A 23291-nucleotide genomic window follows, 5' to 3' on the forward strand; every position below is an offset into this window, starting at 1 on the left:
ATTAAGAATGATCATTCCCCTCCTTTTTGCACATACGACCGGACAAAATCCTCGGCATTACTTTCTAGGACTTCGTCAATTTCATCGAGAATAGAATCGACATCCTCATCCAATTCCTTCTGCCGGTCCTGGACGTCCGAAGCCGTTTCGGCCTGGACCTCCTCGACCTCTTCCTCGGTACGGCTGGCGCGCTTCTGGCCGCCGCTTTCGGTGCTCGCCATCGTTCTCCTCCTGATCGAACGGCGCCCCGGTGCGGGGGTCCCTGCACAGTATCTTGGCCCGCGGACACGGGGTTGAACCGTGTTCGGTGCGTCCGAAAAGTCTCAGCTCTGCTGGAAGGTGACCGCGGCGAGGCCGCAGCCCGCGTGGAGGAAGAGGTAGTAGGCGCCTTCGCCCCAGTCCTCCAGGTCGCCGCCGAAGACGAGCGCGATGTAGTCCATCGTCTCGCCGCAGCGGGCGCAGTCGGGGTAGTCCCAGTGCTGGATCCACTGCGGCTGGCCGCCCAGGGTGGAGCCGCCCGGTTCCCAGGCGCTGGCCTGGTAGGGGGTGCCGCGGCGCTCGCCGAGCGCGAGCATGATGTGCGGGATGGACCATTCGTCGGTGTCGCGGCCGATGGAGGCGGGGCGCCTGGTGTGCTCGGACCAGCGGCCCCGGCCGGGCTCGACCTCGCAGAAGACGGTGCCGTAGCAGGCGCAGCGGTGGCAGGTGACCATCCGCAGCCGTCCCTGCCAGCCGGTGTGGGCGAGGGCGGCGGCGACGCGTGGGTCGCCCGCATCGGCGTCCAGGACGCTCCACAGCGGCATGCCGCACTGGGGGCAGCATTCGCGCTCGACGCCGCCGACGGTGACGGCGGCGCCGACGATGTCGCCTTTGCCGGGGAGCTGGTAGGCGGTGGCGGAGCAGAGTTCGCGGCGGCGGCCGTCGCGCAGGGTCCAGCCTCCGGCGAGGCTGTGGCCGGTGGTGTCGCGGCCGTGCGGGGGGCGGGTGCTCCAGCGGGCGAAGGCGGCTTCGACGTCGGGGCCGCCGGCGGTGGCCAGGGCGGTCAGCATGGCCCTGACATTGCCGGTTCCGGCGTCGACGCGGCGGATGAGGTCGGCTTTGAGGGTGGTGTCAGCGCCGCGGTAGAGCTCGTGGGGCCACCAGATTCCGGCGGCGGCGAGCTCGGCGAGGTAGGGGCTGAGGGCGTCGGGACGGGCGGCGGCGATGTACTCCAGCTCGTCGAGGGCTTCGGCCTTGTCGTCGCACACGGCCTGGATCAGCTCACCGAGATCGGATACGCGCACGTGCTCAGCTTAGGTCGCGGGGGCGCCGGAGGGCAGTGCCCTCGCGGGGTGTCGGGCTGCGGGACGGGGGCGGTCACTCTCCGGTGAGGGCGGCGACGAGGTCGGCGGCGGTGCGGGAGCGGTCGAGGAGTTCGCCGACGTGGGCCTTGGTGCCGCGGAGCGGTTCGAGGGTGGGGACGCGCTGGAGGGAGTCGCGGCCGGGGAGGTCGAAGATGACGGAGTCCCAGGAGGCGGCGGCGACGGAGTCGGCGTATTTGGCGAGGCAGCGGCCGCGGAAGTAGGCGCGGGTGTCCTCGGGGGGGTTCTCGATGGCGGCGTCGACCTCGTCCTCGGTGAGGAGGCGGTCGATGCGGCCGCGGTCGACGAGGCGGTTGTAGAGGCCTTTGTCGGGGCGGACGTCGTGGTACTGGAGGTCGACGAGTTGGAGCCTGGGGTGGCTCCAGTCGATGCCGTCGCGGCGGCGGTAGCCGTTGAGGAGTTCGAGTTTGGCGACCCAGTCGAGTTCGCGGGAGAGCTGGAAGGGGTCGTCGGCGAGCTTGGCGAGGACGGTCTCCCAGCGGCGGAGGATGTCGGCGGTGTCGGGGTCGACGTCGGGGCCGAAGCGGTCTTCGACGTACTTGCGGGCCTGGTCGAGGTATTCGAGCTGGAGTTGGACGGCGGTCATCCTGCGGCCGTCGCGGAGTTTGACGAGTTGGGTGAGGCCGGGGTCGTGGGAGATGGCGCGGAGTGCGGCGACGGGGGTCTCGAGGCTGAGGTCGACGCTGATGAAGGCGTCTTCGATCATGGCGAGGACGAGGGCGGTGGTGCCGACCTTGAGGTAGGTGGAGATCTCGCTCATGTTGGCGTCGCCGATGATGACGTGGAGGCGCCGGTACTTCTCGGGGTCGGCGTGGGGTTCGTCGCGGGTGTTGATGATGGGCCGTTTGAGGGTGGTCTCGAGTCCGACCTCGACTTCGAAGAAGTCGGCGCGCTGGCTGATCTGGAAGCCGTCGCCGCGGCCGTCGGCGCCGATGCCGACGCGGCCGGCGCCGCAGTAGACCTGGCGGGAGACGAAGAAGGGGGTGAGGTGGCGGACGATGTCGGCGAAGGGGGTGGCGCGCCGCATCAGGTAGTTCTCGTGGGCGCCGTAGGAGGCGCCCTTGTTGTCGGTGTTGTTCTTGTAGAGCTGGATGGGGGCGGCGCCGGGGACGCGTCCGGCGCGGCGGGCGGCGTCGGCCATGACGCGTTCGCCGGCCTTGTCCCACAGGACGATGTCGCGGGGGTTGGTGCATTCGGGGGTGGAGTACTCGGGGTGGGCGTGGTCGACGTAGAGGCGGGCGCCGTTGGTGAGGATGACGTTGGCGAGGCCGAGGTCTTCGTCGGTGAGCTGGCTGGGGTCGGCGGCTTCGCGGGCGAGGTCGAAGCCGCGGGCGTCGCGGAGGGGGTTCTCCTCCTCGAAGTCCCAGCGGGCCCTGCGGGCCCGGGCGGCCGAGGCCGCGAGGTAGGCGTTGACGACCTGGGTGGAGGTCATCATCGCGTTGGCGCCTGGCTGACCGGGCACGGAGATGCCGTACTCGGTCTCGGTACCCATTACCCGCCGCACTGTCATGTCTATGAGGTTATCCAGCGGTGGCGCGCGTTGAACCCTGCCCGGGGAATTGGGGCGGGTCGGCGTGGCGCGGTGGGGCGGGGTCACCCGGCGGGGGTGATGCGGCCTTCACCGCCTTCGGGGTAGTCGGCGGCGGTGATGGTGCCGGCGAGGTCGTCGGTGATGTAGGCGAGGAGGGCCTGCTGGTAGGTGAGGCCGACGTTGGTGAAGGGCAGGCCGCGGAAGGGGTACTGGTCGCCGCCGCGGGCGGAGAAGTCGTTGGTGGCGATGGCGATGCCGGGTCCGTCGACGACCTGGCCGGCGGTGATCAGGGGGGTGCCGTCGTCGAGTGCGGCGTTGACGATGCGGGTGCCGGGGGTCTGGACGGTGCCGTCGGGGGCGAGCCGCTGGGGGGTGCCGGCGGGGTCGTAGGTGAAGCGGAGGCCGGCGATCTGGGCGTAGCGGCCGTCGGCGGCGGGGAGTCCGGCGACGGCGTTCTCCAGGAGTTCCTTGACCTGGGTGCGGGGGACGTCGGGGACGACGGCGACGAAGTTGGCGAAGGGGGCGATGGCGTAGGTGTCGAGTTCGGTGACGGGTCCGGCGGGGATCAGGCTGTTGTTGCGGATGCCGCCGCCGTTTTGGAGGGCGATCTGGGGCGGGGTGACGCCGTACTGGGCGGCGTTGTCCTGGCCGGCGTCGAGGAGGGCGTCGGCGAGGAGGTCGCCGAGGTTGGTCTCCTGGGTGCGCACGCCGGGGTCGCGGCGGCCTTCGAGGGCGACTTCGCTGGTGGCGATGGTGGTGGTGTCGAGTCGGGCGACGTGGGCTTGGACGGGGTCGACGGTCTCGCGCTGGATGTGGCGGTCGGGCTGGACGGCGTCGTCGCCGGTGCCGGAGACGCGCACGGGTCCGGAGCGGTCGGCGATGGAGGTGAGGTGGCCGTGGGCGTCGAAGGTGGCGACGAGGCGGCCGACGTACTTGTACTCGCCGGCGGTGGTCACGATGGGTACGGGTGTGCCGTCGGCGTCGTCGGCGTAGAGGGGGTAGCGCAGCGGCTGCCCGGTGGCGGGGTCGAGGGTGATGGTGTCGCCGGGGACGCGGGGGGTGTCGTCGTCGGCGAGGAGTTCGTGTCCGCCGCCGGCGATGACGATGTCGACGTGGTCGAGTTCGGCGACGAGGGCGCGTTCGTTCTGGATGTTCTGCAGGTGGGCGAGGAGGACGATCTTGTCGATGCCCTGGGCGGTGAGCCGGTCGGCCTGGGCCTGGACGGCGGCGGCGACGCGGGTGTCGACGGTGACGCCGCGGGGGCTGGAGAGGGCGGCGAGGTCGGGGGTGGTGGCTCCGATGATGCCGATGTCCTCGCCGTTTTCGCGTACGACGGTGGCGGCGGCGATGCGGCCCTGGTCGGCGAGGGCGGCCAGGGCGGGTTCGGCGGTGACGTCGAGGTTGGCGGACAGGTAGGGGGTGCGGGGGCTCATGCCGGTGATGAAGTCGGCGAGGGTGTCGGGGCCGAAGTCGAACTCGTGGTTGCCGATGGCGGTGGCGTCGTAGTTGATGCGGCGCAGGGCGAGGGAGTCGTAGTAGGGGGTGCCGTGGTCGAGGCTGGCGGCGAACTGGGGGCCGGCGAGGAAGTTGTCGCCTGAGGAGAGGGTGAGGACGCCGCGGCGGTGGGCTTCGCCGGGCTGGGCGGCGGTGCCGGCGAGTTCGGTCCGGCGCAGTTGCTGGAGGAGGGCGGCGAAACGGGCGACGCCGCCGTAGCCGGGGTCGGCGGCGGCGCCGGTGAGGTGGGATTCGCCGTCGTTGTTGTGCAGGAGGGTGAGGGTGTAGTCGGGGGCGGCCTGCTGCTGGGTGCCGGGGGCGGCGGCGGTGGGGGCGGCCGTGGTGGCGGCGAGGGTGAGGGCGGCGGCGAGTGCGCCGGCGGCGCGCCAGGGTCGGCTGGTGGGGGTGTGGCGGCGCATGGGGTGCTCCCGGCGAGAGGGCTGCGGCGGGCCGGCGGGTCTTGTCGGCCGGACCATGGTAGGGCAGCCGGTCGGGCGGCTCGGGGTACGGGGGGCTAACGGAGGGGTCTCATCGCGGGTCTGGGTGGTGGCGGGGGGTGCTTGAGGGCTCGGCCCGGGTGCGGGGGCCGGTCGGCGCCGGCCCCCGCGTGGTGCGGCTCGGTCGTGCCGGTCAGTGCCCGTTCTCCTCCAGCAGGCACAGGACGAGCAGGTCGAGGTTGACGTTGACGAGTCCGGCGAGTACGTCGTTGCAGTCGACGCCGTCGCCGGCGGTGGCCGGTGTGGTGCCGAGGCCGATGAGGCCGAGGGTGAGCGCCGCGGCGGCGGTGAGCTTGCTGATGGTTCTCATGCTGGTGATCTCCCGTTCGTCGTGTTTGACCGGCGGGTGCGGTGCGGTGGATGTCCCTTCCGCTCCGACGAGTCCGCCTGTATCTGCACTTGGGACGTCCCACCAGCCACAATAACCCACCGTAGCCGTTTCGCTGCGTTGCGTGGCCTTGTCGGGCATGTCCGGCCGGATCCCCTGCGGCGGCGGGGTCGTGGCCACATGCGGCTGCGGGGCGCCGATGTCCACAGAGAACTTCTAGGGTGCTATCGACGGTTTTGTCCGCTTGAAGGGGGCTTCATGCGATTCAGCGCGTTACGGGGGGCCGCACTGGCGGTGCTCGCCCTGCTGTTCACCGCGGGCGGCGTACTGGGCGCCGCCGCCCCGGCGTCGGCGCACTCGATCGGCCAGGTGGTCGTCTCCGCGGAGGGCTGCGACTGGCCCAACGGGAACTACTCGGTGCTGCACTCGGGCCCGATCGAGACCAATGACGGAGACCGTTTCGGCACCGCCTACCTGCTGTGGAACGCCCAGTACCAGCAGAACTGCGCGGTGGCGCTGAAGACGGGCAGCCTGCACGGCGTCGTCAGCTGGACCGCGGCCTCACTTCAGATCGAGGGCCGCCCGTCGGCCATCGACATGGACTACTACGCCCACTACGCCGCGGCCAGCGCCGAAGCCGCGGACCGCTGCGTGCGCTACCAGGCGCTGATCGAGACGCCGAACCTGGACCGCACCGCCTACGGCGGCCGCAACACCTGGGGCAACTGCGGCTAGAGGCCGCGCCATCGGCCGAGAACGGACGCGCCCTGAACACCGCCGGGCCGTTACGACCCGAGCGCACGACCGGTCACGAAAGGACGATATGAAGCGGACGGCAGTCGCGATCGCGGCGACGCTCCTCCTGTTCGCCGGACTGTCCGGCACGGCCACGGCCGCCACTGTTCCCCCGGCGGCCGACGGCGGAGTCGGCGTTCTCGCCGAAGCGCCCTCGTGTGTCGCACGGAACCTCGACGACTCCGGCGCCGAGGACGACCTCTACCTGACCAACAACTGCGGTCGCACCGTCAGCGTGAGGGTGATCCTCTCGTGGGCGCCCGATTTCTCGTGCACCTCGATGAGTTCGGGCGCACGGCACCACTACACGTGGCTCTACCCCGGTGCCCTGGACCGGGTCGACAGCTGCTAGGAACAGAATCGGCCGCCGGTCGCCCGCGACTCGTGAACGGCGGTACCCGCCCCGGCCGGGCAGGCCGCGCTGAAGGCTTCCCATGCCGTCACCGGGAACGGGAACACCCGGAACAACGGGGACCCGCCGGAAATCCGGCGGGTCCCCGTTGAGGTGCTGCCAGGGCGCGTTGCTACAGGTACTGGCCCGTGTTGGCCACGGTGTCGATGCTGCGGCCGGCCTCGTTGCCCTTGCTGCCCGACACCAGGGTGCGGATGTAGACGATCCGCTCGCCCTTCTTGCCGGAGATGCGGGCCCAGTCGTCGGGGTTGGTGGTGTTGGGCAGGTCCTCGTTCTCGCTGAACTCGTCGACGCAGGCCTGGAGGAGGTGGGCGACCCGCAGGCCCTTCTGGCCGGTGTCCAGGAAGGACTTGATGGCCATCTTCTTGGCGCGGTCGACGATGTTCTGGATCATCGCTCCGGAGTTGAAGTCCTTGAAGTACAGGACCTCCTTGTCGCCGTTGGCGTAGGTGACCTCCAGGAAGCGGTTCTCCTCGCTCTCGGTGTACATGCGCTCCACGACCCGCTGGATCATGGCCTCCACGCACGCCGCCTCGTCGTTGCCGTGCTCCTTGACCTCGTCGGGGTGCAGCGGCAGGCCGGTGAGGATGTACTTGGAGAAGATGTCGCGGGCCGCCTCGGCGTCGGGCCGCTCGATCTTGATCTTCACGTCGAGGCGCCCGGGGCGCAGGATGGCGGGGTCGATCATGTCCTCGCGGTTGGAGGCGCCGATGACGATGACGTTCTCCAGCCCTTCGACGCCGTCGATCTCGCTGAGCAGCTGCGGGACGATGGTGTTCTCGACGTCGCTGGAGACGCCGGAGCCGCGGGTGCGGAAGATGGAGTCCATCTCGTCGAAGAAGACGATGACCGGGGTGCCCTCGCTGGCCTTCTCGCGGGCCCGCTGGAAGACGAGCCGGATGTGGCGCTCGGTCTCGCCGACGTACTTGTTGAGCAGCTCGGGGCCCTTGATGTTGAGGAAGAAGCTCCGGCCGCCCTCGTTGCCGGTGCGGTCGGCCACCTGCTTGGCGAGGGAGTTGGCCACCGCCTTGGCGATGAGGGTCTTGCCGCAGCCGGGCGGGCCGTACAGCAGGACGCCCTTGGGCGGGCGCAGCTGGTGCTCGCGGAAGAGGTCGGCGTGCAGGAAGGGCAGTTCGACGGCGTCGCGGATCTGCTCGATCTGCGGGCCGAGGCCGCCGATGTCGTGGTAGGAGATGTCGGGGACCTCTTCGAGGATCAGCTCCTCGACCTCGGCCTTGGGGATGCGCTCGTAGACGTAGCCGGAGCGCGGCTCCAGCAGCAGGGAGTCGCCGGCGCGCAGCGGCTGGTCGCGCAGCGGCTCGGCGATGCGGACGATGCGCTCCTCGTCGGAGTGGGAGATGACGAGCGCGCGGTCGCCGCCCTCCAGCACCTCCTTGAGCATGATGACCTCGCCGATGGTCTCGTACGACATGACCTCGACGATGTTGAGCGCCTCGTTCAGCATCACCTCCTGGCCCTGGCGCAGGGTGCCGGCGTCGATGCCGGGGCTGACCGTGACGCGCAGCTTGCGGCCGCCGGTGAAGATCTCGGCGGTGCCGTCGTCGCGGGCCTCCAGGAAGACGCCGAAGCCCGACGGGGGCTGGGCGAGCCGGTCGACCTCCTCCTTGAGGGCCACGATCTGGTCGCGGGCCTCCTTGAGGGTGCTGGCCATGCGTTCGTTCTGGCTGGTCACCGCGGCGAGGTTCGCCTGGGTCTCGCGAAGCCGGTCTTCGAGCAGCCGCGTGTGGCGCGGGGACTCCAGCAGTCTCCGGCGCAGCGACTCGATCTCCTTCTCGAGGAAGGAGATCTGCTCAGTAAGGTCGGCGACCTCACGGTCGTGCTGTGCACGCACGTCGTCGTCGCGTTGGGCCACGTCCGTCACCTCCTCGAGAAGCTGACTAGTTCGAACCCTACCTACCCGTGCCTTATTTCTAACCTGGCCCCTGGGGCCGTGTCGTTCCGCTCATTCCCCGGTCTTGAGCGCCGTCAACCGCCGATGGTAGGGGGCTTCCGGCGCTGGTACCGGTTTGGCCCGAAACGCCCGGAGGGGACCAGCCATTTCGTCATGTCGGGGCCCCTGGGGCGGCCTTCGGCGCATGTGGCGGGGGCGCTAAACCTCCAGGGGGTGGCCGGTTCCGGTTCCCTAGAGAGGAGTCGGTCCGGTGTCTCCGGGTTCGGCGGGCGGCGCGTCGGGGCCGGGCGGTTCGGCGCCGGTCCACTCCTCGCCGTAGGCGCCCTTGGCGGGGCGGCGGCGCCGCTCGGGGACGGTGACGCCGTCGGCGAGGCGGCGCGCGGTGACCAGGAAGCCGGTGTGGCCGACCATGCGGTGGTCGGGGCGCACGGCGAGCCCTTCGACGTGCCAGGTGCGGACCAGGGTCTCGAAGGAGCGCGGCTCGTGGAAGCCGCCGTGGGCGCGCATGGCCTCCACGATCCGCGACACCTGGGTGGTGGTGGCGACGTAGACGCAGATCAGCCCGCCGGGGGCGAGGGCCTTGGCCACGGCCTCCAGGCACTCCCAGGGGGCGAGCATGTCGAGGACGGCCCTGTCCATGTCGGAGTCGGCGAGTTCGGTGCCGAGGTCGCCGACGGTGAGCCGCCAGGCGGGGTGGGGGCCGCCGAAGTAGCCCTCGACGTTGCGGCGGGCGATGTCGGCGAAGTCGGCGCGCCGCTCGTAGGAGGAGACGAGTCCGCCGGTGCCGGCGGCGCGCAGCAGCCAGCACGACAGGGAGCCGGAGCCGGCTCCGGCCTCCAGCACGCGGGCGCCGGGGAAGATGTCGGCCTGGGCCAGGATCTCGGCCGCGTCCTTGGGGTAGACGATGGTGGCGCCGCGCTTCATGGACAGGGTGTAGTCGGCCAGCAGGGGGCGCAGGGCGACGTAGGCGGTGCCGGAGGTGGCGCGGGCGACCACGCCCTCGGGCCTGCCGATCAGCTCGTCGTGGTCCAGGCGGCCCCGGTGGGTGTGGAAGGAGCCGCCCTCCTTGAGGGTGATGGTGTGCATCCGTCCCTTGGGGTCGGTGAGCTGCACCAGGTCGCCCGCCTCGAAGGGCCCCCGTCGTCCGCTGACTCCCAGCACTGTGGTCTCTACTCCCCGTGTCCGCTCGTACCGGCGCGGCGGCCCGCCGCGCCGGTACGAGGGTAGCGGCGGCCGGCGCCGCGCCGGGCCGCCGGCCGCGCGGGCCGGGGCGCGCGGGGGCGCGGATGTGGCAGCCTGTGCGGTGGGGCCGGGGCGGTGGGGCGCGGGTGCGCCCGCCGGCCGCCGGCGCAGGGCCGGGCGGGGGTGCGCCCCCACGACGCGCGAGAGGGACCATGAGCAAGCGCAGGAGCGCGGCGACGCGCGGCATCGGGGTCGACATCGGCGGCAGCGGCATCAAGGGCGCCGCGGTGGACCTGGCCGCGGGGGCCTTCGACGGGGAGCGGGTGCGGATCGAGACGCCGGACCCCTCCACTCCCGAGGCGGTGGTGGCCGTGGTGGCCGAGATCGTCGCGGAGCTGGCGGCCCGCGATCCGCGCGACGCCGAGGGGCCGGTGGGGGTGACCTTCCCGGCGGTGATCACCCACGGGGTGGCGCGTACGGCGGCCAATGTGGACGAGTCGTGGATCGGGGCGGATGTGGCGCGGCTGGTGGGCGAGGCGACCGGCCGCCCGGTGCACGCGGTCAACGACGCCGACGCCGCCGGGGTGGCCGAGGCGCACTACGGTGCGGCGCGGGAGGCCGACGGGGTGGTGCTGGTGGCCACGCTGGGCACCGGGATCGGTTCGGCGCTGATCGTGGACGGGGTGCTGGTGCCCAATACCGAGCTGGGGCATCTGGAGATCGACGGGCACGACGCCGAGCGGCGCGCCTCCGACGGGGCGCGCAAGCGCGAGGACCTGTCCTGGGAGCACTGGGCGCGGCGGCTGCAGCGCTATTTCGGCACGGTGGAGGACCTGCTGTGGCCGGACCTGATCGTGGTGGGCGGCGGGGTGAGCAAGCGGCATGAGCACTTCCTGCCGCTGCTGCACCTGCGGGCGCCGATCGTGCCCGCGCAGCTGCGCAATGACGCCGGGATCATCGGGGCGGCGCTGCTGGCGCAGGAGAGCCTGGGGGTGTGAGCCGCGCCCTGCCGCGGCGCGGCGGCGCCGCGGCGGGGCGGGGTCTTCAGAAGCGGTGCAGGGTGAAGGGCTGGGCGTGGAAGGCGGCGTCCAGGGCGTCGTCGGTGGCGGGGTCGCCGCCCGTCATCAGTTCGCAGGCGCGCAGGGTGGCGGTGGGCACCCCGGCGTAGAGGGCGGCCAGGGCGCCGATGCCCAGGCGCGGCGGGTCGGCCGGGGCGGGGCCGTGCGCGCGGACGAGTTCGCCCTTGCCGCCGGCGATGCGCAGGGTCCAGTCGCCGGCGTTGGCGGGCAGCTGCTCGTCGGCCAGGTGCAGGCGGGTCTCGACGGCGGCGGTGGCCGGGTAGCCGCGCCCGGACACCGCGGCGGGGGCGTCGACGAGGCGCAGCATCCAGCGGTAGTTCTCGATGAGTTCGGAGCGGGGTTCGCGGGCCAGCCAGGTGACGGCGTCGCGGGGGTCGGCGATGGCGGTGACGGTGTCGACGACGCTCGCGCCGCTGCCGACGGCGGCCCACAGGGCGCGGGCGGTGTCGGCGGAGGCGGCGACCAGGGTGTCGATGTGCAGGGAGCGGTTGCCCTCGCCCCAGTCGTAGTCGAGGTAGCCGTCGTGGGCGAGGTAGGAGTAGCCGCCGACGGCGATGCGGTCGCGGGTGTTGTCCTCGCCGGGGTCCAGCGGGCCGCTGTCGCGGCGGGCGGCGTGCACGCGCCGCAGCACCTCGCGCACCTCGGCGGCGTCGGCGGGGCCGGCGCGGCGCAGCGCGACGGGCGGCCCGGCCAGGGCGCGCAGCGCTTCGGCGGGGAAGCGCAGCTGGTAGGAGCCGCCGGCGTGCTCCCAGCCGAGCGAGCGGTACAGCGGTGTGGTGGCCGGATACAGCACGGAGAGCGGGGAGCCGAGTTCGGCGCAGCGGGCCAGGACGGTCCGCATCAGGAGTCGGCCCACTCCCCTGCCGCGTTCCTCGGGTGCCACGGCGACGCCGGCGATGCCGGCCATGGCGAGGTCGCGGCCGTGCCACCACTGGCGGTGGTCGTGGATGCGGGCGGTGGCCACCAGGCGGGTGCCCTCGTAGCAGCCGAGTTCGCGGCCGGCGGGGATGGCGGCGGCGATGCGCTCGACGCGGGAGGCGACGCGGTCGGGCGGCAGCGGGCCGAAGGCGCGGCTGCGCAGGTCGAAGGCCGCGGGGGCGTCGGCGGGGTCGAGGGTGCGGATCTCCATGTCCGCGACCCTAACGACGCGGCGGCGGGCGGGGCGAGCGGGTTGCGGCCGGCTCAGCCGCGGGCGGCGGCGGCCAGGGCGCGGTCGAGGTCGGCCTTGACCAGGACGCCGTAGACGCGGCCGTCGTCGTCGACGACGAGGTACTCGCCGGCGGGGGCGGCCTGCACGGCCTTGATGAGTTCTTCTCCGGCGAGGTCGCGGCCGAGCATGAGGGCGGGTTCCAGGGAGCGGGCGGTGCCGCTGACGGCCACCCAGGGGCGGCGTTCGGCGGGGATGCGGTCGATGGCGGCCTCGCTGGCGACGCCGGTGGGGCGGCCCTCGTGGTCGCAGACGACCAGGGCGCCGGCGCCGGCCTCGGTGCGGCGGCGCAGCGCCTCGGAGACGGGGAGGTCGGCGGCGACGGGCAGCGCCCGTCTGGCGAGGGCGCCGGCCCTCAGCCCGGGGAGCCGTTCGCGGAGTCCGGCCACGCGCAGGGACTGGCTGGAGGCCATCCAGATGAAGCCGCCGAGGATGGCGGCCCAGGCGAAGGTGAGCAGGCTGGGCATCTCGCCGTAGGCGAGGGCGAGCAGCAGCGGGATGGCGAGGACGAGGGCGCCCAGGGCGCGTCCGGCCCAGGCGGCGAAGCGGGTGCCGGCGGCGGGGCTGCCGGTGGCGCCCCACACGCCGGCGCGCAGCATCCGGCCGCCGTCCAGGGGCAGGCCGGGGAGCAGGTTGAACACGCCGACGAGGAGGTTGGCGACCCACAGTTGCTGGATGAGGACGCCCGGGACGGTGGCCTGCGGTACGACGAGCCACAGTACGAAGCCGACGGCGGCCAGCAGCAGCGACAGCAGCGGGCCGACGAAGGCGACCCAGAACTCGCGGGCGGCGGTCTGCGGTTCGCGTTCGATCTCCGAGACGCCGCCGAGCATGTAGAGGACGATGCGGCGCACCGGCAGGCCGTAGTGGCGGGCGAGGACGGAGTGGGCGAGTTCGTGCACCAGCACCGACAGGTACAGCAGGACGGCGAAGGCGAAGGCGACGAGGTAGGACCAGGCGCCGATGTCGAGCAGGGAGCGGATGTAGTCGCCGTACCAGTAGGTGATGAGGGCGGCGATGAGGAACCAGGACAGGCCGACGTAGACGGGGATGCCGAACCAGCGCCCCATGTACAGGCCGGGGCGGCGCTCGCGGCCGCCCTGGCCGGGCTCCCGGCGGGATGTGGGTGCTCCGGTCTCTGCCACGCCCCCGATCGTAGTCGGCCCCGGGCGGGCGGGCGGCGCTAGCCGAGGTGGCGCTGGAACCATTCGGCGGTGCGGGCGGCCGCCTCGTCCAGGGTGCCGGGTTCGGCGAAGAGGTGGCCGGCGCCGGGGACCTCGACGAGTTCGGCGGGGCCGCCCAGCCGTTTGGCGGCTTCGGCGTTGGCCTCGCGCACCTCGGGGTCGGCGCCGCCGACCAGCAGCAGGGTGGGGGCGCGCACGCCGGGGAGGTCGTCGCCGGCCAGGTCGGGGCGGCCGCCGCGGCAGACGACGGCGGCGACGTCGTCGGGGCAGCGGCTGGCCACGGTGAGGGCGGCGGCGGCGCCGGAGCCGGAGCCGCACAGGCCGACGGGTTGGGTGGCGAGGTCGGAGGCGCTGCGCAGCCAGCGGACGGCGGCGGCCAGGCGCTGGGCGCGCAGGGCGACGGCGGGCGGGCCGGCGGTGCCCGAGGACGGGTCGCGTTCGGCGTCGGTGAGCAGGTCGCACAGCAGGGTGGTGAAGCCGTAGCGCTGGAGGGCGGCGGCGACGGCGCGGTTGCGGGGGCTGGTGCGGCCGCTGGCCTGGCCGTGGGAGAAGAAGACCAGGCCGCGGCTGCGCCAGGGCACCACCAGGTCGCCGTCGAGGTCGACGTCGCCGGCGCGCAGCCGCACGGCGCGCTCGGAGATCCGTTCGGCGGTGACGCTCTCGCGGACCCGCGACAGCAGCGCGATGACGTCGGCGTCGGTGAGCTGGGTGAAGGAGCGGTACCACTCGCCGACGGAGCCGAAGGAGGCGGGGGCGGTGAGGGCGAGGGTGTCGTCGGCTTCGGCGCGCAGCGCGGCGAGGGCGTCGGCGGAGGCGACGGGGACGGCGAGGATGAGGCGGGCGGGTGAGCCGGCCCGGATGGCGCGCAGGGCGGCGCGGGCGGTGGCGCCGGTGGCGAGGCCGTCGTCGACGACGATCACGTCGCGGCCGTGCACGTCGGGGGCGGGGCGCTTGCCGCGGTAGGCGCCGATGCGGCGGCGCAGTTCGGCTCGTTCGGCCTCGACGGTGCCGGCGAGCGCCTGGGGGGTGGTGCCGAGCCGGTCGAGCATGCCGGGGTCGTAGAGGGGGGCGGCGCCTTCGGCCATGGCGCCGGCGGCCAGTTCGGGGCGGCCGGGGGCTCCGATCTTGCGGACGACCCACACGTCGAGCGGGGCGTCGAGGCGGCGGGCGATCTCGGCGGCGACGGGGACCCCGCCCCTGGGCAGGGCGAGGACCAGCGGGCGGCTGAGCGCGAGTGCGCCCATGCGCGCGGCGAGCTGGCGGCCGGCGTCGGCGCGGTCGGTGAACGGCAGGGAGATCGGAGAAGGAGTCATCACGCCCCGGTTCGCGGGCTGGTCGGGTCTATTGCATACCCGCGCCGGGTGGGTGGACTAACGGGCGGGAGTACCCGTTTTGGGATGGATCATCCGCAGGCGTCCAGGAGGGTGCTCAGGGCGTTGTGCTCGGCCTGGGTGACGGGGAGGTCGTAGCCGTGGGCGACGTCGATGTAGAGGATGGCGTAGCGGCAGTGGAAGGCGCTGTCGTCGGGGCGCCATTCGGCGGGGCCGGAGTCGCCCTTGGCGCTGTTGGCGGGGCCGTCGACGGCGAGGAGGTTGGCGGGGTCGTTGTAGAACTCGGCGCGGCGGTCGTCGTCCCAGGCGTGGGCGCCCATCCGCCAGGCGGTGGCGATCGGGTAGATGTGGTCGATCTGCACGGCGTTGGCCTGGTCGCGGCTGAACTCGATGGTGCGGCCGGTGTAGGGGTCGTCGAGGGTGCCGCGCAGGACGCGGCAGTCGGCGTCGGTCTCGGTTTCGGTGAGGTCGCGGGCGAGGATGTCGTTGCGGGCGTCGCAGCCGTTGCCGTCGGGGTCGGCCCAGTCGCCGCCGCTGAAGGCGTCGCGGTCGTAGTCGGGCCAGCCGCTGGGTTCAATGACGGTGAGGCCGGCCAGGCGCTCGCGGGCGGCGGGGGCGTCGGCGGCGTCGGCGGCGGGGTCGCCGGACTGGGCGGTGGCGGTGGAGTCGGCGGCGCCGAAGAGGTCGAGGAGGTCGGCGACGCGGTCCTCGTCGGTGCCGTAGTAGCCGACCAGGCCCAGGATGATGAGGGCGGCGAGGACGACCAGGCCGCGGGAGGCGGCGCCGCGGTCGCCGCGGCTGCGGGGGGCGGGTGCCGTGCGGCGGGGGGCGCGCGGTCGCGGCATCGGGTTCACCTGTCGTGGTCGGTCGGGCGGGGGGCGGGTCGGCCGGTGCCGGGCGGCGGGTCGTCGGCGGGTGCGGCCGGAGCCGATTGTGCCACCGTGGCGGACCCGGCGGCGGCGGGCGGGGGGCCGGACCCGGCCGCGGCGGGCGGGTCGGCGGGCGGCGTCGCGGGGGCGGGGCCGGTGCGCGGCGGGGGCACCGGGGCGGCGGGGCCGGGCGCGCCTTGGAGGCGGCGGCGGGCCTCGCGGGTGGCGGGGTCGGGCCAGGTGCGGTCGATCTGGGCGTTGAGCACCGCGCCGATCATGACGGCCAGGGCGCTGACGTAGAGCCACAGCAGCACCGCGATGGGCGCGGCCAGCACGCCGAGCCGGCTCGCGCCGCCCAGTGCGGTGCCGAAGTACAGGCGCAGCGCGGCGGAGCCGCCGATCCAGGCGGCCATGGCCAGCAGTGCGCCGGGGAGGTCCTTCCACCAGGGGGTGCGCACGGGGACGGCGACGGTGTAGAAGACGCCGAGGGCGGCGGTGCACAGGGCGCACACCAGCGGCCAGTACAGCGGGGCGAGCCAGGGTGCGGCGGCGGGCGCGGCGGCCAGGACGAGTTCGGGTCCGGCGACCAGCAGGGGCAGCGCGAGGGCGGCGAAGGCGATGCAGCCGAGGTAGACGGCGAGGGCGAGGATGCGGGTGCGCAGGAAGCCGCGGATGCCGTCCAGGCCGTAGGCGATGGTCAGCGCCTCGATGGCCACGGTCATCGCGCTGGATCCGGTCAGCAGCGACAGCAGGAAGCTGAGGGAGAGCAGTCCGCCCTGGCCGCCGCGGAGCACGTCGTCGACGAGGGGGGCGACGATCTGGTCGACGGCGTCGGCGGTGAGGAAGGTGGCGGCGGTGTCCAGCAGCCACTGCCGGGACTGGGCGATGGTGGTGGCCCCGACGATGCCGCGCAGGTGGCCGAGGGTGCCGATGAGTCCGAAGACGAGTGCGGGCAGGGCGAGCAGTGCCCAGAAGGCCGCTTCCGCGGCCAGGCCCAGTACCCGGGAGTCGGCGGCGGCGCGGGCGGTGGCGCGGACGAAGCGGGCCGGGGGGCGGCGCAGGGCGCGGGCGGTGAGCGCGCGGGTCCGTTGGGCGGCGCGGGCGGCGCGGGTGCGCCAGTTGGGGCGGGCGGCCGCGGGGGCGGCGGGCGGGGCGGCGGGGCCGCCCGCGGCGGGCGCGTCGGGCACGGCCCCACGGTAGGGCCCGCCGGTCACCGGTGGGTCACACCGGATTTCCTTCTTTCATGGTAGGTTTAGTCGATTTGACGGGGAGTGGCGCTGTTCACCCGCCGCGGGGGCGTCCGGACCTGGACATCGGCGCGAGCGCGTGACAGAGTCGGGCTATGACCGCCGCTGTCGAGCTGAGGCTGGTGTGCCGCCTCCACGTAGATCTGCTACGTGTCCGCAGCGCCATCTGTTGCTGACGCCCCGTCTCCACGTCCGCATTCTGCCGGACGCGTGATGCCCAGGGGTCGTCCCGCCGACTTCTCCCGCCCCGCCCGCCGCGCACGATGAAGTGCGCCGGGGTGACTCGCGCGCACGCGTCCTCGACCCATCCGGTTCCCGTCCGGACACCCGGTCCACGAAATCGAAGGACGCGCATCCATGCCTCCCGCACCCAAGCAACGTGCCACCGCGCCGCGCCGCAACCGGCCCAAGCGCGGCGAGGGCCAGTGGGCACTCGGCTACCGCGAGCCGCTGAACAAGAACGAGGAGAACAAGAAGAACGACGACGGGCTCAACGTCCGCGCGCGCATCATCGACATCTACTCCAAGCGCGGCTTCGACTCCATCGATCCGGCCGACCTGCGCGGCCGCTTCCGCTGGTTCGGCCTGTACACCCAGCGCAAGCCCGGTATCGACGGCGGCAAGACTGCCGTGCTGGAGCCCGAGGAGCTCGACGACCGCTACTTCATGCTGCGGGTGCGCATCGACGGCGGCCAGCTGGACCTGGCGCAGCTGCGGGCGATCGCCGAGATCTCGCGCACCTACGCGCGCGGCACGGCCGACATCACCGACCGGCAGAACGTACAGCTGCACTGGGTGCGCATCGAGGACGTCCCGGCGATCTGGGAGCGGCTGGAGGCCGTCGGCCTGGACACCACCGAGGCCTGCGGTGACACCCCCCGGGTGGTGATGGGCTGCCCGCTGGCGGGCATCGACGCCGATGAGGTCATCGACGCCAGCCCGCAGATCCGGCAGATCTACGACGAGCACATCGGCGACAAGGCCTTCTCCAACCTGCCGCGCAAGTTCAAGTCGGCGATCAGCGGCTGCTCGGCGCACTGCACGGTGCACGAGATCAACGACGTCGCCTTCGTCGGGGTGACCGGCCCCGACGGCGCGCCCGGCTTCGACCTGTTCGTGGGCGGCGGGCTGTCCACCAACCCGATGTTCGCCCAGCGCCTGGGCACCTTCGTCCGGCCCGACCAGGTCAGCGAGGTGTGGGCGGCGGTCTGCTCGGTCTTCCGCGACTACGGCTACCGGCGGCTGCGCCACCGCGCCCGGATCAAGTTCCTGGTCGCCGACTGGGGCGCCGAGCGCTTCCGCGAGGTGATGGAGAAGGAGTACCTGGGCTACGCGCTGCCCGACGGCCCGGCCCCCGAGGAGCCGCGCGACGGCCGCCGCGACCACGTCGGGGTGCACCGCCAGCGCGACGGCCGCTTCTACGTGGGCTTCGCGCCGCGGGTGGGGCGGGTCTCCGGGGAGCTGCTGGACCGCATCGCCGACATCGCCGAGGAGCACGGCTCGGACCGGGTGCGCACCACCGTGGAGCAGAAGATGGTGGTGCTCGACGTCGAGGCGGAGCGGGTGGACTCGCTGGTGGCGGCGCTGGAGGCCGCCGACCTGCAGGTGAACCCGTCGACCTTCCGCCGCCAGACGATGGCCTGCACCGGCATCGAGTACTGCAAGCTGGCGATCGTGGAGACCAAGGCCCGCGCCTCGACGCTGATCGACGAGCTGGAGCGGCGGCTGCCGGACTTCCCGGCGCCGGTCACCATCAACGTCAACGGCTGCCCGAACTCCTGCGCGCGCATCCAGGTCGCCGACATCGGCCTCAAGGGCCAGTTGGTGACCGACGCCGAGGGCAGGCAGGTGGAGGGCTACCAGGTGCACCTGGGCGGGGCCGTGGGCCTCGACAGCGGCTTCGGCCGCAAGGTGCGCGGCCTGAAGACCACCGCGCAGGAGCTGCCCGACTACGTCGAGCGGGTGCTGCGGCGCTACCTGGACGGGCGCGAGGGCGAGGAGACCTTCGCCTCCTGGGTGCGCCGGGCGCCGGACGCGGAGCTGGCATGAGCGAGCGCGCCGCCCCCTACTACTGCCCGTACTGCGGGGACGAGGACCTGTTCCCGTACCCGGCCGCCTCCGAGGCGGGGCAGGGCGCCGGCTGGCACTGCCGGTCCTGCGCCCGCGCCTTCCGGCTGTCCTTCGCCGGAATCGGCTCCCCGAGCCAGGACGCCCCCGAGCACGACCTGAGAAAGAGGGTCCCGTGAGCATCACCCTGGACATGGAATCGCTGGTCGCGACGGCCGCCGAGGAGCTGGAGGGCGCGCCGGCCGAGGAGATCATCGGCTGGGCGGCGCGGACCTTCGGCGACGGGCTGTGCGTCACCTCCTCGATGAGCGACGCCCTCGTCATCGACCTGGCCTCGCGGGTCAAGCCCGGTATCGACGTGCTGTTCATCGACACCGGCTACCACTTCGCCGAGACCATCGGCACCCGCGACGCGGTGGCCGCCGTCTACCCGGTGAACCTGGTGAACGTGGTGCCCAAGCGCACCGTCGCCGAGCAGGACCGCGACCTGGGACCGCGGCTGCACAACCGCAATCCCGACATCTGCTGCCACCTGCGCAAGGTGGAGCCGCTGCGGGAGGCGCTGGAGCCCTACCAGGCGTGGATCAGTGGGGTGCGGCGCGAGGAGACCGCGCTGCGCCGCAGGGTCGGCGTGGTGGAGTGGGACGCGCGCAGGCGGATGGTGAAGGTGAACCCGATCGCCGCGTGGACCACCGAGCAGGTCGACCGCTACATCGCCGAGCAGGGCGTGCTGGTCAACCCGCTGCACGCCGACGGCTACCCCTCCATCGGCTGCGCCCCGTGCACCCGCCGCGTCGCCCCGGGCGCCGACCCGCGCAGCGGCCGCTGGGCGGGCACCGGCAAGACCGAGTGCGGCATCCACCTGTGACGGCGTCGCCGGCTGGCGGCGCCGAGGGCGCGGTGCCGGGTCCCGCGCCGCTGGTCGCGGTGGCGCACGGCAGCCGCGACCCCCGCGCCGAGGCGGTGGTGCGGGAGCTGGCGGCGCGGGCCGCCGCCGGGCGGCGGGGCTTGCGGGTGCGGGCCGCGTTCCTGGACCACACCGCCCCTTCGCTGCCCGAGGCGCTGGCCGCCCTGGCGGCCGAGGGCGCGGGCGAGGCCGTGGTGGTGCCGCTGCTGCTGACCGCCGCCTACCACAGCGCGGTCGACATCCCGCGGGCGCTGGCGGGCGTCCGCGAGGAGCTGCCGTGGCTGCGGGTGCGCACCGCGCCGGTGCTCGGCCCGCACCCCGCCTTCACCCGGGTGCTGGGCGACCGCCTGGCGGCGGCGGGGGCCCACCCGGACCCGGGCACCGCCGTGGTGCTGGCGGCGGCCGGCTCCGCCGATCCGGCGGCCAACGCCGCCGTGGCCAGGGTCGCCCGCGACTGGGCGGCGCGCGGGGAGGGCTGGCACAGCGTGGTCCCGGCCTACGCCTCGGCCGCCGCCCCAACTCCCGCCGAGGCCGTCCGCGAGCGGCTGGCCGCGGGCGCCGCGCGGGTCGCCGTCGCCACCTATCTGCTGGCGCCCGGCCTGTTCGCCGACCGGGTGCGCCGCGACGCCCTGTCGGCCGGCGCCTACGCGGTCTCGCCCGTCTTGGGCGCCGACCCGCGCATCGCCGGCGTCGTCGTGCACCGCTACAGCACCGCCCTGCGCGAACCGGCCGTGCGCGGCTGAGGGCGGCCGGGGCGGCTAGCGGCCGAAGCGGAAGTGGCCGCGGCGCTTCCTGGGGACCTTGGGGTGGCGGACCTTGACATCGCCCATCAGGGTGTAGGCGCGCACCCGCACCCGGGGGCGGGCCTGGCCGGCGGGGGTGGGGGCGGCGGAGGTGTCGTCGCGCTTGTCGCCGAGGACGGTGACGCCCTCCAGTTCGACGGCGACGCCCTCGGGGACGATGACCTTGATGTCGCCCATCAGGGCGGCGGCGCTGATCTCGACGGTGTCGGAGCCGACCTGGGCGTCGCACAGGTCGATGGTGACGTCGCCCATGACGGCGAAGGCCTGCACGGGGCCGTCGGCGCTCCATACGCCCTTGCGCACGGTGTCGCCCATGACGGCGAACAGGCGGACCGGTTCGCCGGTGCGCGCGGGGGCGGCCGGGGCGGTGTCGGCCGGCAGGTCGTCGGTGATACGGGCCAGTTCGTCGCGGGTGCGGGCCAGGTAGGCCGCCTCGGTGCGCTCGGTGAGTTCCTCCAGGGTGAGCCGCCCCTCGCCGACGGCGACCCGCAGCCGCTCCACGGCGGCCTCGCGTTCGGCGTCGGAGGCCCGCATCGGCGCGGGTCCGGGCTCGCGCCTGGCCGGTGACTGGTCGTCCACGCTCGTCCACCTCACTCGCCGCGCCCGCGACGGGGCCGCGCTCCTCCCGGTCTGTACCGCAAGATCACGATACATCGCGATTCGCCCGCTTCCCACCGGGTCCGGACCGCCATCATGCCGGATGTGGACAGGCCGCGGCCCGGGCTTCGGCTTGGCGGCGGCGCGATCCGGCGAAACAATGAACTACGGTTCACTCCTAGCAGACCAGGGGTGCCCACCAGCGGCCTTCCCTCCCCCGCCAGCCCCAGTGACGGAGTCCCACATGGCGTACCGACGCACCCCCGCGGTGGAGGCCCGGCTGACGGCCTCGCGCGAGCGCATCCTGGCGGCAGCGCTCGCGCTGGTCGCGCAGGAGGGGTACGCCGGCTGCTCGGTCGCGGCGGTGGCCCGGCACGGCCAGGTCGCCACCGGCAGCGTCTACCGGCACTTCCCGAACAAGGCGAGCCTGGTCACCGAGGTGTTCCGCACCGCCTGCCAGCGGGAGATCGCGGCGGTGGCCGAGGCGGCCGGCTCCCCGGGGCGCGCCTCGGAGCGGATCGCCGCCATGGTCGAGACCTTCTGCGAGCGGGCGCTGCGCGAGCCGGTGCTGGCCTACGCGCTGCTGGCCGAGCCGGTCGACATCGCCGTGGACGCCGAGCGGCTGCGGTTCCGGCGGGCGTTCAGCGGGGTGTTCGCGCAGGTCATCGCCGAAGGGATGCTGTTCGAGGAGCTGCCGGAGCAGGACGCGGAGGTCACCGCCGCCGCGCTGGTCGGCGCGATCGCCGAGGCGCTGGTGGCGCCGCTGCAGTCGGGGCGGGCCGCCCCCGACACGGTGCCCAGCCTCACCTCCTTCACCCTGCGCGCGATCGGCACCTACTGATGCCCCCCACCCACGCGGTCACCAACCAGGTGCCGCCGCTGGCCGGCCACGACCTCGCCGAGGACCCCGCGCTGCTGGCGGGCCTGGAGCGCCACGGCGGCGGCTGGGGCGCCCCCGCGCTGCACGAGCTGGGCGAGCTGGCCGGGTCGGAGGCGGCGCAGGAGTGGGGGCGGGCCGCCGACGAGAACCCGCCGGTGCTGCGCACCCACGACCGCTACGGCAACCGGGTGGACCGGGTGGAGTTCCACCCCTCCTGGCACGTGCTGCTCGACACGGCCGTGCGCGGCGGCGTCACCGCCGGGCCCTGGCTGGACGGGCGCCCCGGCGCCCACACCGTGCGCGCGGCCCGCTTCTACGTGTGGAGCCAGGTCGACTATGGGGTGCACTGCCCGGTCTCGATGACCTACGCCGCCGCACCCGCGCTGCGCCACTCCCCGGAGCTGGCCGCCGACTACCTGCCGCTGCTGGCCGCCGCCGAGTACGACGTGCGGCCGCTGCCGCCGCTGTCCAAGCGGGGCCTGCTGGCGGGCATGTCGATGACGGAGAAGCAGGGCGGCTCCGACGTGCGCGCCAACACCACCCGGGCCGTGCCCGACGCCTGGGGCACCTGGCGGCTCACCGGCCACAAGTGGTTCACCTCGGCCCCGATGAGCGACGTGTTCCTCACCCTGGCCCGCACCGACGCCGGGATCTCCTGCTTCCTGCTGCCCCGGGTGCTGCCCGACGGCGCCCGCAACGCCCTGTACTTCCAGCGGCTCAAGGACAAGCTGGGCAACCGCTCCAACGCCTCGGCCGAGGTGGAGTACGACGGCGCCACCGGCTGGCTGGTGGGCGAGGACGGCCGCGGGGTGCGCACCATCATCGACATGGTGAACGCCACCCGGCTGGACTGCGTGCTGGGCGCGGCCGCCGGGATGCGGGCGGGGCTGCGCCAGGCCGTGCACCACGCCGCGCACCGGCGCGCCTTCGGCGCCTACCTGGCCGACCAGCCGCTGATGCGCAATGTGCTGGCCGATCTGGCGGTGGAGTCCGAGGCCGCCACCACCCTGGCGATGCGGCTGGCCGGGGCGGTCGACGCCGAGGCGCGCGGCGACGCCGCCGAGGGGGCGCTGCGCCGGCTGGCGGTGGCCGTCGGCAAGTACTGGGTGACCAAGCGCTGGCCGGCGCACGCCGCCGAGGCGATGGAGTGCCTGGGCGGCAACGGCTACGTGGAGGAGTCGGGGATGCCGCGGATCTTCCGCGAGTCCCCGCTGAACTCCATCTGGGAGGGTTCGGGCAATGTCGCGGCGCTGGACGTGCTGCGCGCGGTGCGCCGCGAGCCGGCCGGGGTCGAGGCGCTGCTGGCGGAGGCCGAGGCGGCCCGGGGCGCCGACGCGCGCCTCGACGCGGCGGCCGCCGCGCTGGGCGGCGAGCTGGCCGGCGGCCAGGAGCCCGAGCCGGGGCAGGCGCGGCGGCTGGTGGAGCGGCTGGCGCTGGTGCTGCAAGGGTCGCTGCTGGTCCGTTACGGCGATCCGGCGGTGGCCGACGCGTTCACCGCCTCGCGGCTGGGCGGCGACTGGGGGCACGCCTTCGGCACCCTGCCGCCCGGCGCCGACCTCGGCGCGGTCATCGAGCGGGTGCGCCCCAAGGCGCCCTGAGCGCGGCGGG

At 73.8% G+C, this 23291-nt stretch carries 22 protein-coding genes; 9 read left to right on the forward strand and 13 right to left on the reverse strand.

The annotated features are described in order from the left end of the window. Positions 1 to 11 precede the first annotated feature (11 nt). The 5 genes from CLV72_RS28235 to CLV72_RS32485 form a co-directional block, all read right to left on the reverse strand. Entirely contained in the window at positions 12 to 221 is a 210-nt protein-coding gene (locus CLV72_RS28235) for a ubiquitin-like protein Pup (protein WP_106252534.1), read from the reverse strand. A 102-nt stretch (positions 222 to 323) separates the two neighbouring features. Next, on the reverse strand, positions 324 to 1283 hold the full coding sequence (locus CLV72_RS28240) for a hypothetical protein (protein ID WP_106252536.1): 960 nt from the start codon (positions 1281 to 1283) through the stop codon (positions 324 to 326). Between the two features lie 73 nt (positions 1284 to 1356). Next, on the reverse strand, positions 1357 to 2871 hold the full coding sequence (gene dop / locus CLV72_RS28245; protein WP_342755696.1) for a depupylase/deamidase Dop: 1515 nt from the start codon (positions 2869 to 2871) through the stop codon (positions 1357 to 1359). 83 nt (positions 2872 to 2954) lie between these two features. Beyond that, positions 2955 to 4805, reverse strand: coding sequence for a bifunctional metallophosphatase/5'-nucleotidase (locus CLV72_RS28250; protein ID WP_106252542.1), 1851 nt, complete (start codon positions 4803 to 4805; stop codon positions 2955 to 2957). A gap of 211 nt (positions 4806 to 5016) precedes the next feature. Beyond that, positions 5017 to 5193: a hypothetical protein gene (locus CLV72_RS32485; RefSeq protein WP_170141153.1), complete on the reverse strand. Its 177-nt coding sequence runs from the start codon at positions 5191 to 5193 to the stop codon at positions 5017 to 5019. A 276-nt stretch (positions 5194 to 5469) separates the two neighbouring features. On the opposite strand from CLV72_RS32485, the gene CLV72_RS28255 reads away from it, so the two are divergent. Both CLV72_RS28255 and CLV72_RS28260 read left to right on the forward strand, forming a co-directional pair. Beyond that, complete coding sequence (locus CLV72_RS28255; RefSeq protein WP_146159599.1) at positions 5470 to 5946, forward strand: hypothetical protein; 477 nt, start codon at positions 5470 to 5472, stop codon at positions 5944 to 5946. An 88-nt stretch (positions 5947 to 6034) separates the two neighbouring features. After that, positions 6035 to 6358 carry a hypothetical protein gene (locus CLV72_RS28260; RefSeq protein ID WP_106252546.1) on the forward strand — a complete coding sequence of 108 codons (324 nt, stop codon included), beginning with the start codon at positions 6035 to 6037 and terminating at the stop codon, positions 6356 to 6358. A gap of 172 nt (positions 6359 to 6530) precedes the next feature. Here the strand turns inward: CLV72_RS28260 and arc are convergent, their stop codons facing one another. Together arc and CLV72_RS28270 are read right to left on the reverse strand one after the other, a co-directional pair. Next, positions 6531 to 8300, reverse strand: coding sequence for a proteasome ATPase (gene arc, locus CLV72_RS28265; protein WP_211303148.1), 1770 nt, complete (start codon positions 8298 to 8300; stop codon positions 6531 to 6533). 261 nt (positions 8301 to 8561) lie between these two features. Continuing rightward, positions 8562 to 9491, reverse strand: a complete 930-nt coding sequence (locus CLV72_RS28270; protein WP_106252552.1) for a tRNA (adenine-N1)-methyltransferase — start codon at positions 9489 to 9491, stop codon at positions 8562 to 8564. 233 nt (positions 9492 to 9724) lie between these two features. Here CLV72_RS28270 and ppgK point away from each other — a divergent pair, with 233 nt between their 5' ends. Then, positions 9725 to 10510, forward strand: a complete 786-nt coding sequence (gene ppgK / locus CLV72_RS28275) for a polyphosphate--glucose phosphotransferase (RefSeq protein WP_106252554.1) — start codon at positions 9725 to 9727, stop codon at positions 10508 to 10510. Positions 10511 to 10556: 46 nt separating this feature from the next. Here the strand turns inward: ppgK and CLV72_RS28280 are convergent, their stop codons facing one another. From CLV72_RS28280 to CLV72_RS28300, 5 genes are all read right to left on the reverse strand, one after another. Further along, a complete protein-coding gene (locus tag CLV72_RS28280; RefSeq protein ID WP_106252557.1) occupies positions 10557 to 11720 on the reverse strand; it encodes a GNAT family N-acetyltransferase in 1164 nt (387 codons plus the stop codon). A 53-nt stretch (positions 11721 to 11773) separates the two neighbouring features. Then, positions 11774 to 12943, reverse strand: coding sequence for a site-2 protease family protein (locus CLV72_RS28285; protein ID WP_342755697.1), 1170 nt, complete (start codon positions 12941 to 12943; stop codon positions 11774 to 11776). Positions 12944 to 12981: 38 nt separating this feature from the next. Beyond that, positions 12982 to 14295 (reverse strand): phosphoribosyltransferase family protein, encoded by a 1314-nt coding sequence (locus CLV72_RS28290; RefSeq protein ID WP_211303149.1) that lies wholly within the window; start codon positions 14293 to 14295, stop codon positions 12982 to 12984. A gap of 89 nt (positions 14296 to 14384) precedes the next feature. Then, entirely contained in the window at positions 14385 to 15158 is a 774-nt protein-coding gene (locus CLV72_RS28295; RefSeq protein ID WP_106252559.1) for an HNH endonuclease family protein, read from the reverse strand. A 5-nt stretch (positions 15159 to 15163) separates the two neighbouring features. Next, a complete protein-coding gene (locus tag CLV72_RS28300; RefSeq protein ID WP_146159600.1) occupies positions 15164 to 16369 on the reverse strand; it encodes a YihY/virulence factor BrkB family protein in 1206 nt (401 codons plus the stop codon). Positions 16370 to 16786: 417 nt separating this feature from the next. Here CLV72_RS28300 and CLV72_RS28305 point away from each other — a divergent pair, with 417 nt between their 5' ends. The 4 genes from CLV72_RS28305 to CLV72_RS28320 are packed head-to-tail and all read left to right on the forward strand — an operon-like array spanning position 16787 to position 20146. Beyond that, on the forward strand, positions 16787 to 18478 hold the full coding sequence (locus CLV72_RS28305) for a nitrite/sulfite reductase (protein WP_106252563.1): 1692 nt from the start codon (positions 16787 to 16789) through the stop codon (positions 18476 to 18478). Beyond that, a complete protein-coding gene (locus CLV72_RS28310) occupies positions 18475 to 18675 on the forward strand; it encodes an Insertion element protein (RefSeq protein WP_106252565.1) in 201 nt (66 codons plus the stop codon). Before CLV72_RS28305 ends, CLV72_RS28310 begins: the two co-directional genes overlap by 4 nt. Positions 18676 to 18689: 14 nt before the next feature. Then, positions 18690 to 19364, forward strand: coding sequence for a phosphoadenylyl-sulfate reductase (locus CLV72_RS28315; RefSeq protein ID WP_106252999.1), 675 nt, complete (start codon positions 18690 to 18692; stop codon positions 19362 to 19364). Next, positions 19361 to 20146: a sirohydrochlorin chelatase gene (locus tag CLV72_RS28320; protein ID WP_245930492.1), complete on the forward strand. Its 786-nt coding sequence runs from the start codon at positions 19361 to 19363 to the stop codon at positions 20144 to 20146. Before CLV72_RS28315 ends, CLV72_RS28320 begins: the two co-directional genes overlap by 4 nt. 15 nt (positions 20147 to 20161) lie before the next feature. On the opposite strand, the gene CLV72_RS28325 is transcribed toward CLV72_RS28320, so the two are convergent. Further along, positions 20162 to 20785 (reverse strand): DUF1707 SHOCT-like domain-containing protein, encoded by a 624-nt coding sequence (locus CLV72_RS28325; RefSeq protein ID WP_245930493.1) that lies wholly within the window; start codon positions 20783 to 20785, stop codon positions 20162 to 20164. Between the two features lie 262 nt (positions 20786 to 21047). On the opposite strand from CLV72_RS28325, the gene CLV72_RS28330 reads away from it, so the two are divergent. Both CLV72_RS28330 and CLV72_RS28335 read left to right on the forward strand, forming a co-directional pair. Then, complete coding sequence (locus CLV72_RS28330) at positions 21048 to 21644, forward strand: TetR/AcrR family transcriptional regulator (RefSeq protein ID WP_106252567.1); 597 nt, start codon at positions 21048 to 21050, stop codon at positions 21642 to 21644. After that, positions 21644 to 23281, forward strand: a complete 1638-nt coding sequence (locus CLV72_RS28335; RefSeq protein WP_106252570.1) for an acyl-CoA dehydrogenase family protein — start codon at positions 21644 to 21646, stop codon at positions 23279 to 23281. The genes CLV72_RS28330 and CLV72_RS28335 overlap by 1 nt, the downstream gene beginning before the upstream one ends. Positions 23282 to 23291 lie beyond the last annotated feature (10 nt).

Origin of the sequence: Allonocardiopsis opalescens (genome assembly GCF_003002095.1) — a bacterium.
Taxonomy (GTDB): Bacteria; Actinomycetota; Actinomycetes; order Streptosporangiales; family Streptosporangiaceae; genus Allonocardiopsis; species Allonocardiopsis opalescens.

What these genes read in the sequence shown, in the direction of transcription:
- CLV72_RS28235 (WP_106252534.1), bottom strand. Translation starts at nt 221, where the DNA reads ATGGCGAGCACCGAAAGCGGCGGCCAGAAGCGCGCCAGCCGTACCGAG.
- dop (WP_342755696.1), bottom strand. Translation starts at nt 2,871, where the DNA reads ATGACAGTGCGGCGGGTAATGGGTACCGAGACCGAGTACGGCATCTCC.
- CLV72_RS28250 (WP_106252542.1), bottom strand. Translation starts at nt 4,805, where the DNA reads ATGCGCCGCCACACCCCCACCAGCCGACCCTGGCGCGCCGCCGGCGCA.
- CLV72_RS32485 (WP_170141153.1), bottom strand. Translation starts at nt 5,193, where the DNA reads ATGAGAACCATCAGCAAGCTCACCGCCGCCGCGGCGCTCACCCTCGGC.
- CLV72_RS28255 (WP_146159599.1), top strand. Translation starts at nt 5,470, where the DNA reads ATGCGATTCAGCGCGTTACGGGGGGCCGCACTGGCGGTGCTCGCCCTG.
- CLV72_RS28260 (WP_106252546.1), top strand. Translation starts at nt 6,035, where the DNA reads ATGAAGCGGACGGCAGTCGCGATCGCGGCGACGCTCCTCCTGTTCGCC.
- ppgK (WP_106252554.1), top strand. Translation starts at nt 9,725, where the DNA reads ATGAGCAAGCGCAGGAGCGCGGCGACGCGCGGCATCGGGGTCGACATC.
- CLV72_RS28280 (WP_106252557.1), bottom strand. Translation starts at nt 11,720, where the DNA reads ATGGAGATCCGCACCCTCGACCCCGCCGACGCCCCCGCGGCCTTCGAC.
- CLV72_RS28290 (WP_211303149.1), bottom strand. Translation starts at nt 14,295, where the DNA reads ATGACTCCTTCTCCGATCTCCCTGCCGTTCACCGACCGCGCCGACGCC.
- CLV72_RS28295 (WP_106252559.1), bottom strand. Translation starts at nt 15,158, where the DNA reads ATGCCGCGACCGCGCGCCCCCCGCCGCACGGCACCCGCCCCCCGCAGC.
- CLV72_RS28305 (WP_106252563.1), top strand. Translation starts at nt 16,787, where the DNA reads ATGCCTCCCGCACCCAAGCAACGTGCCACCGCGCCGCGCCGCAACCGG.
- CLV72_RS28310 (WP_106252565.1), top strand. Translation starts at nt 18,475, where the DNA reads ATGAGCGAGCGCGCCGCCCCCTACTACTGCCCGTACTGCGGGGACGAG.
- CLV72_RS28315 (WP_106252999.1), top strand. Translation starts at nt 18,690, where the DNA reads ATGGAATCGCTGGTCGCGACGGCCGCCGAGGAGCTGGAGGGCGCGCCG.
- CLV72_RS28330 (WP_106252567.1), top strand. Translation starts at nt 21,048, where the DNA reads ATGGCGTACCGACGCACCCCCGCGGTGGAGGCCCGGCTGACGGCCTCG.
- CLV72_RS28335 (WP_106252570.1), top strand. Translation starts at nt 21,644, where the DNA reads ATGCCCCCCACCCACGCGGTCACCAACCAGGTGCCGCCGCTGGCCGGC.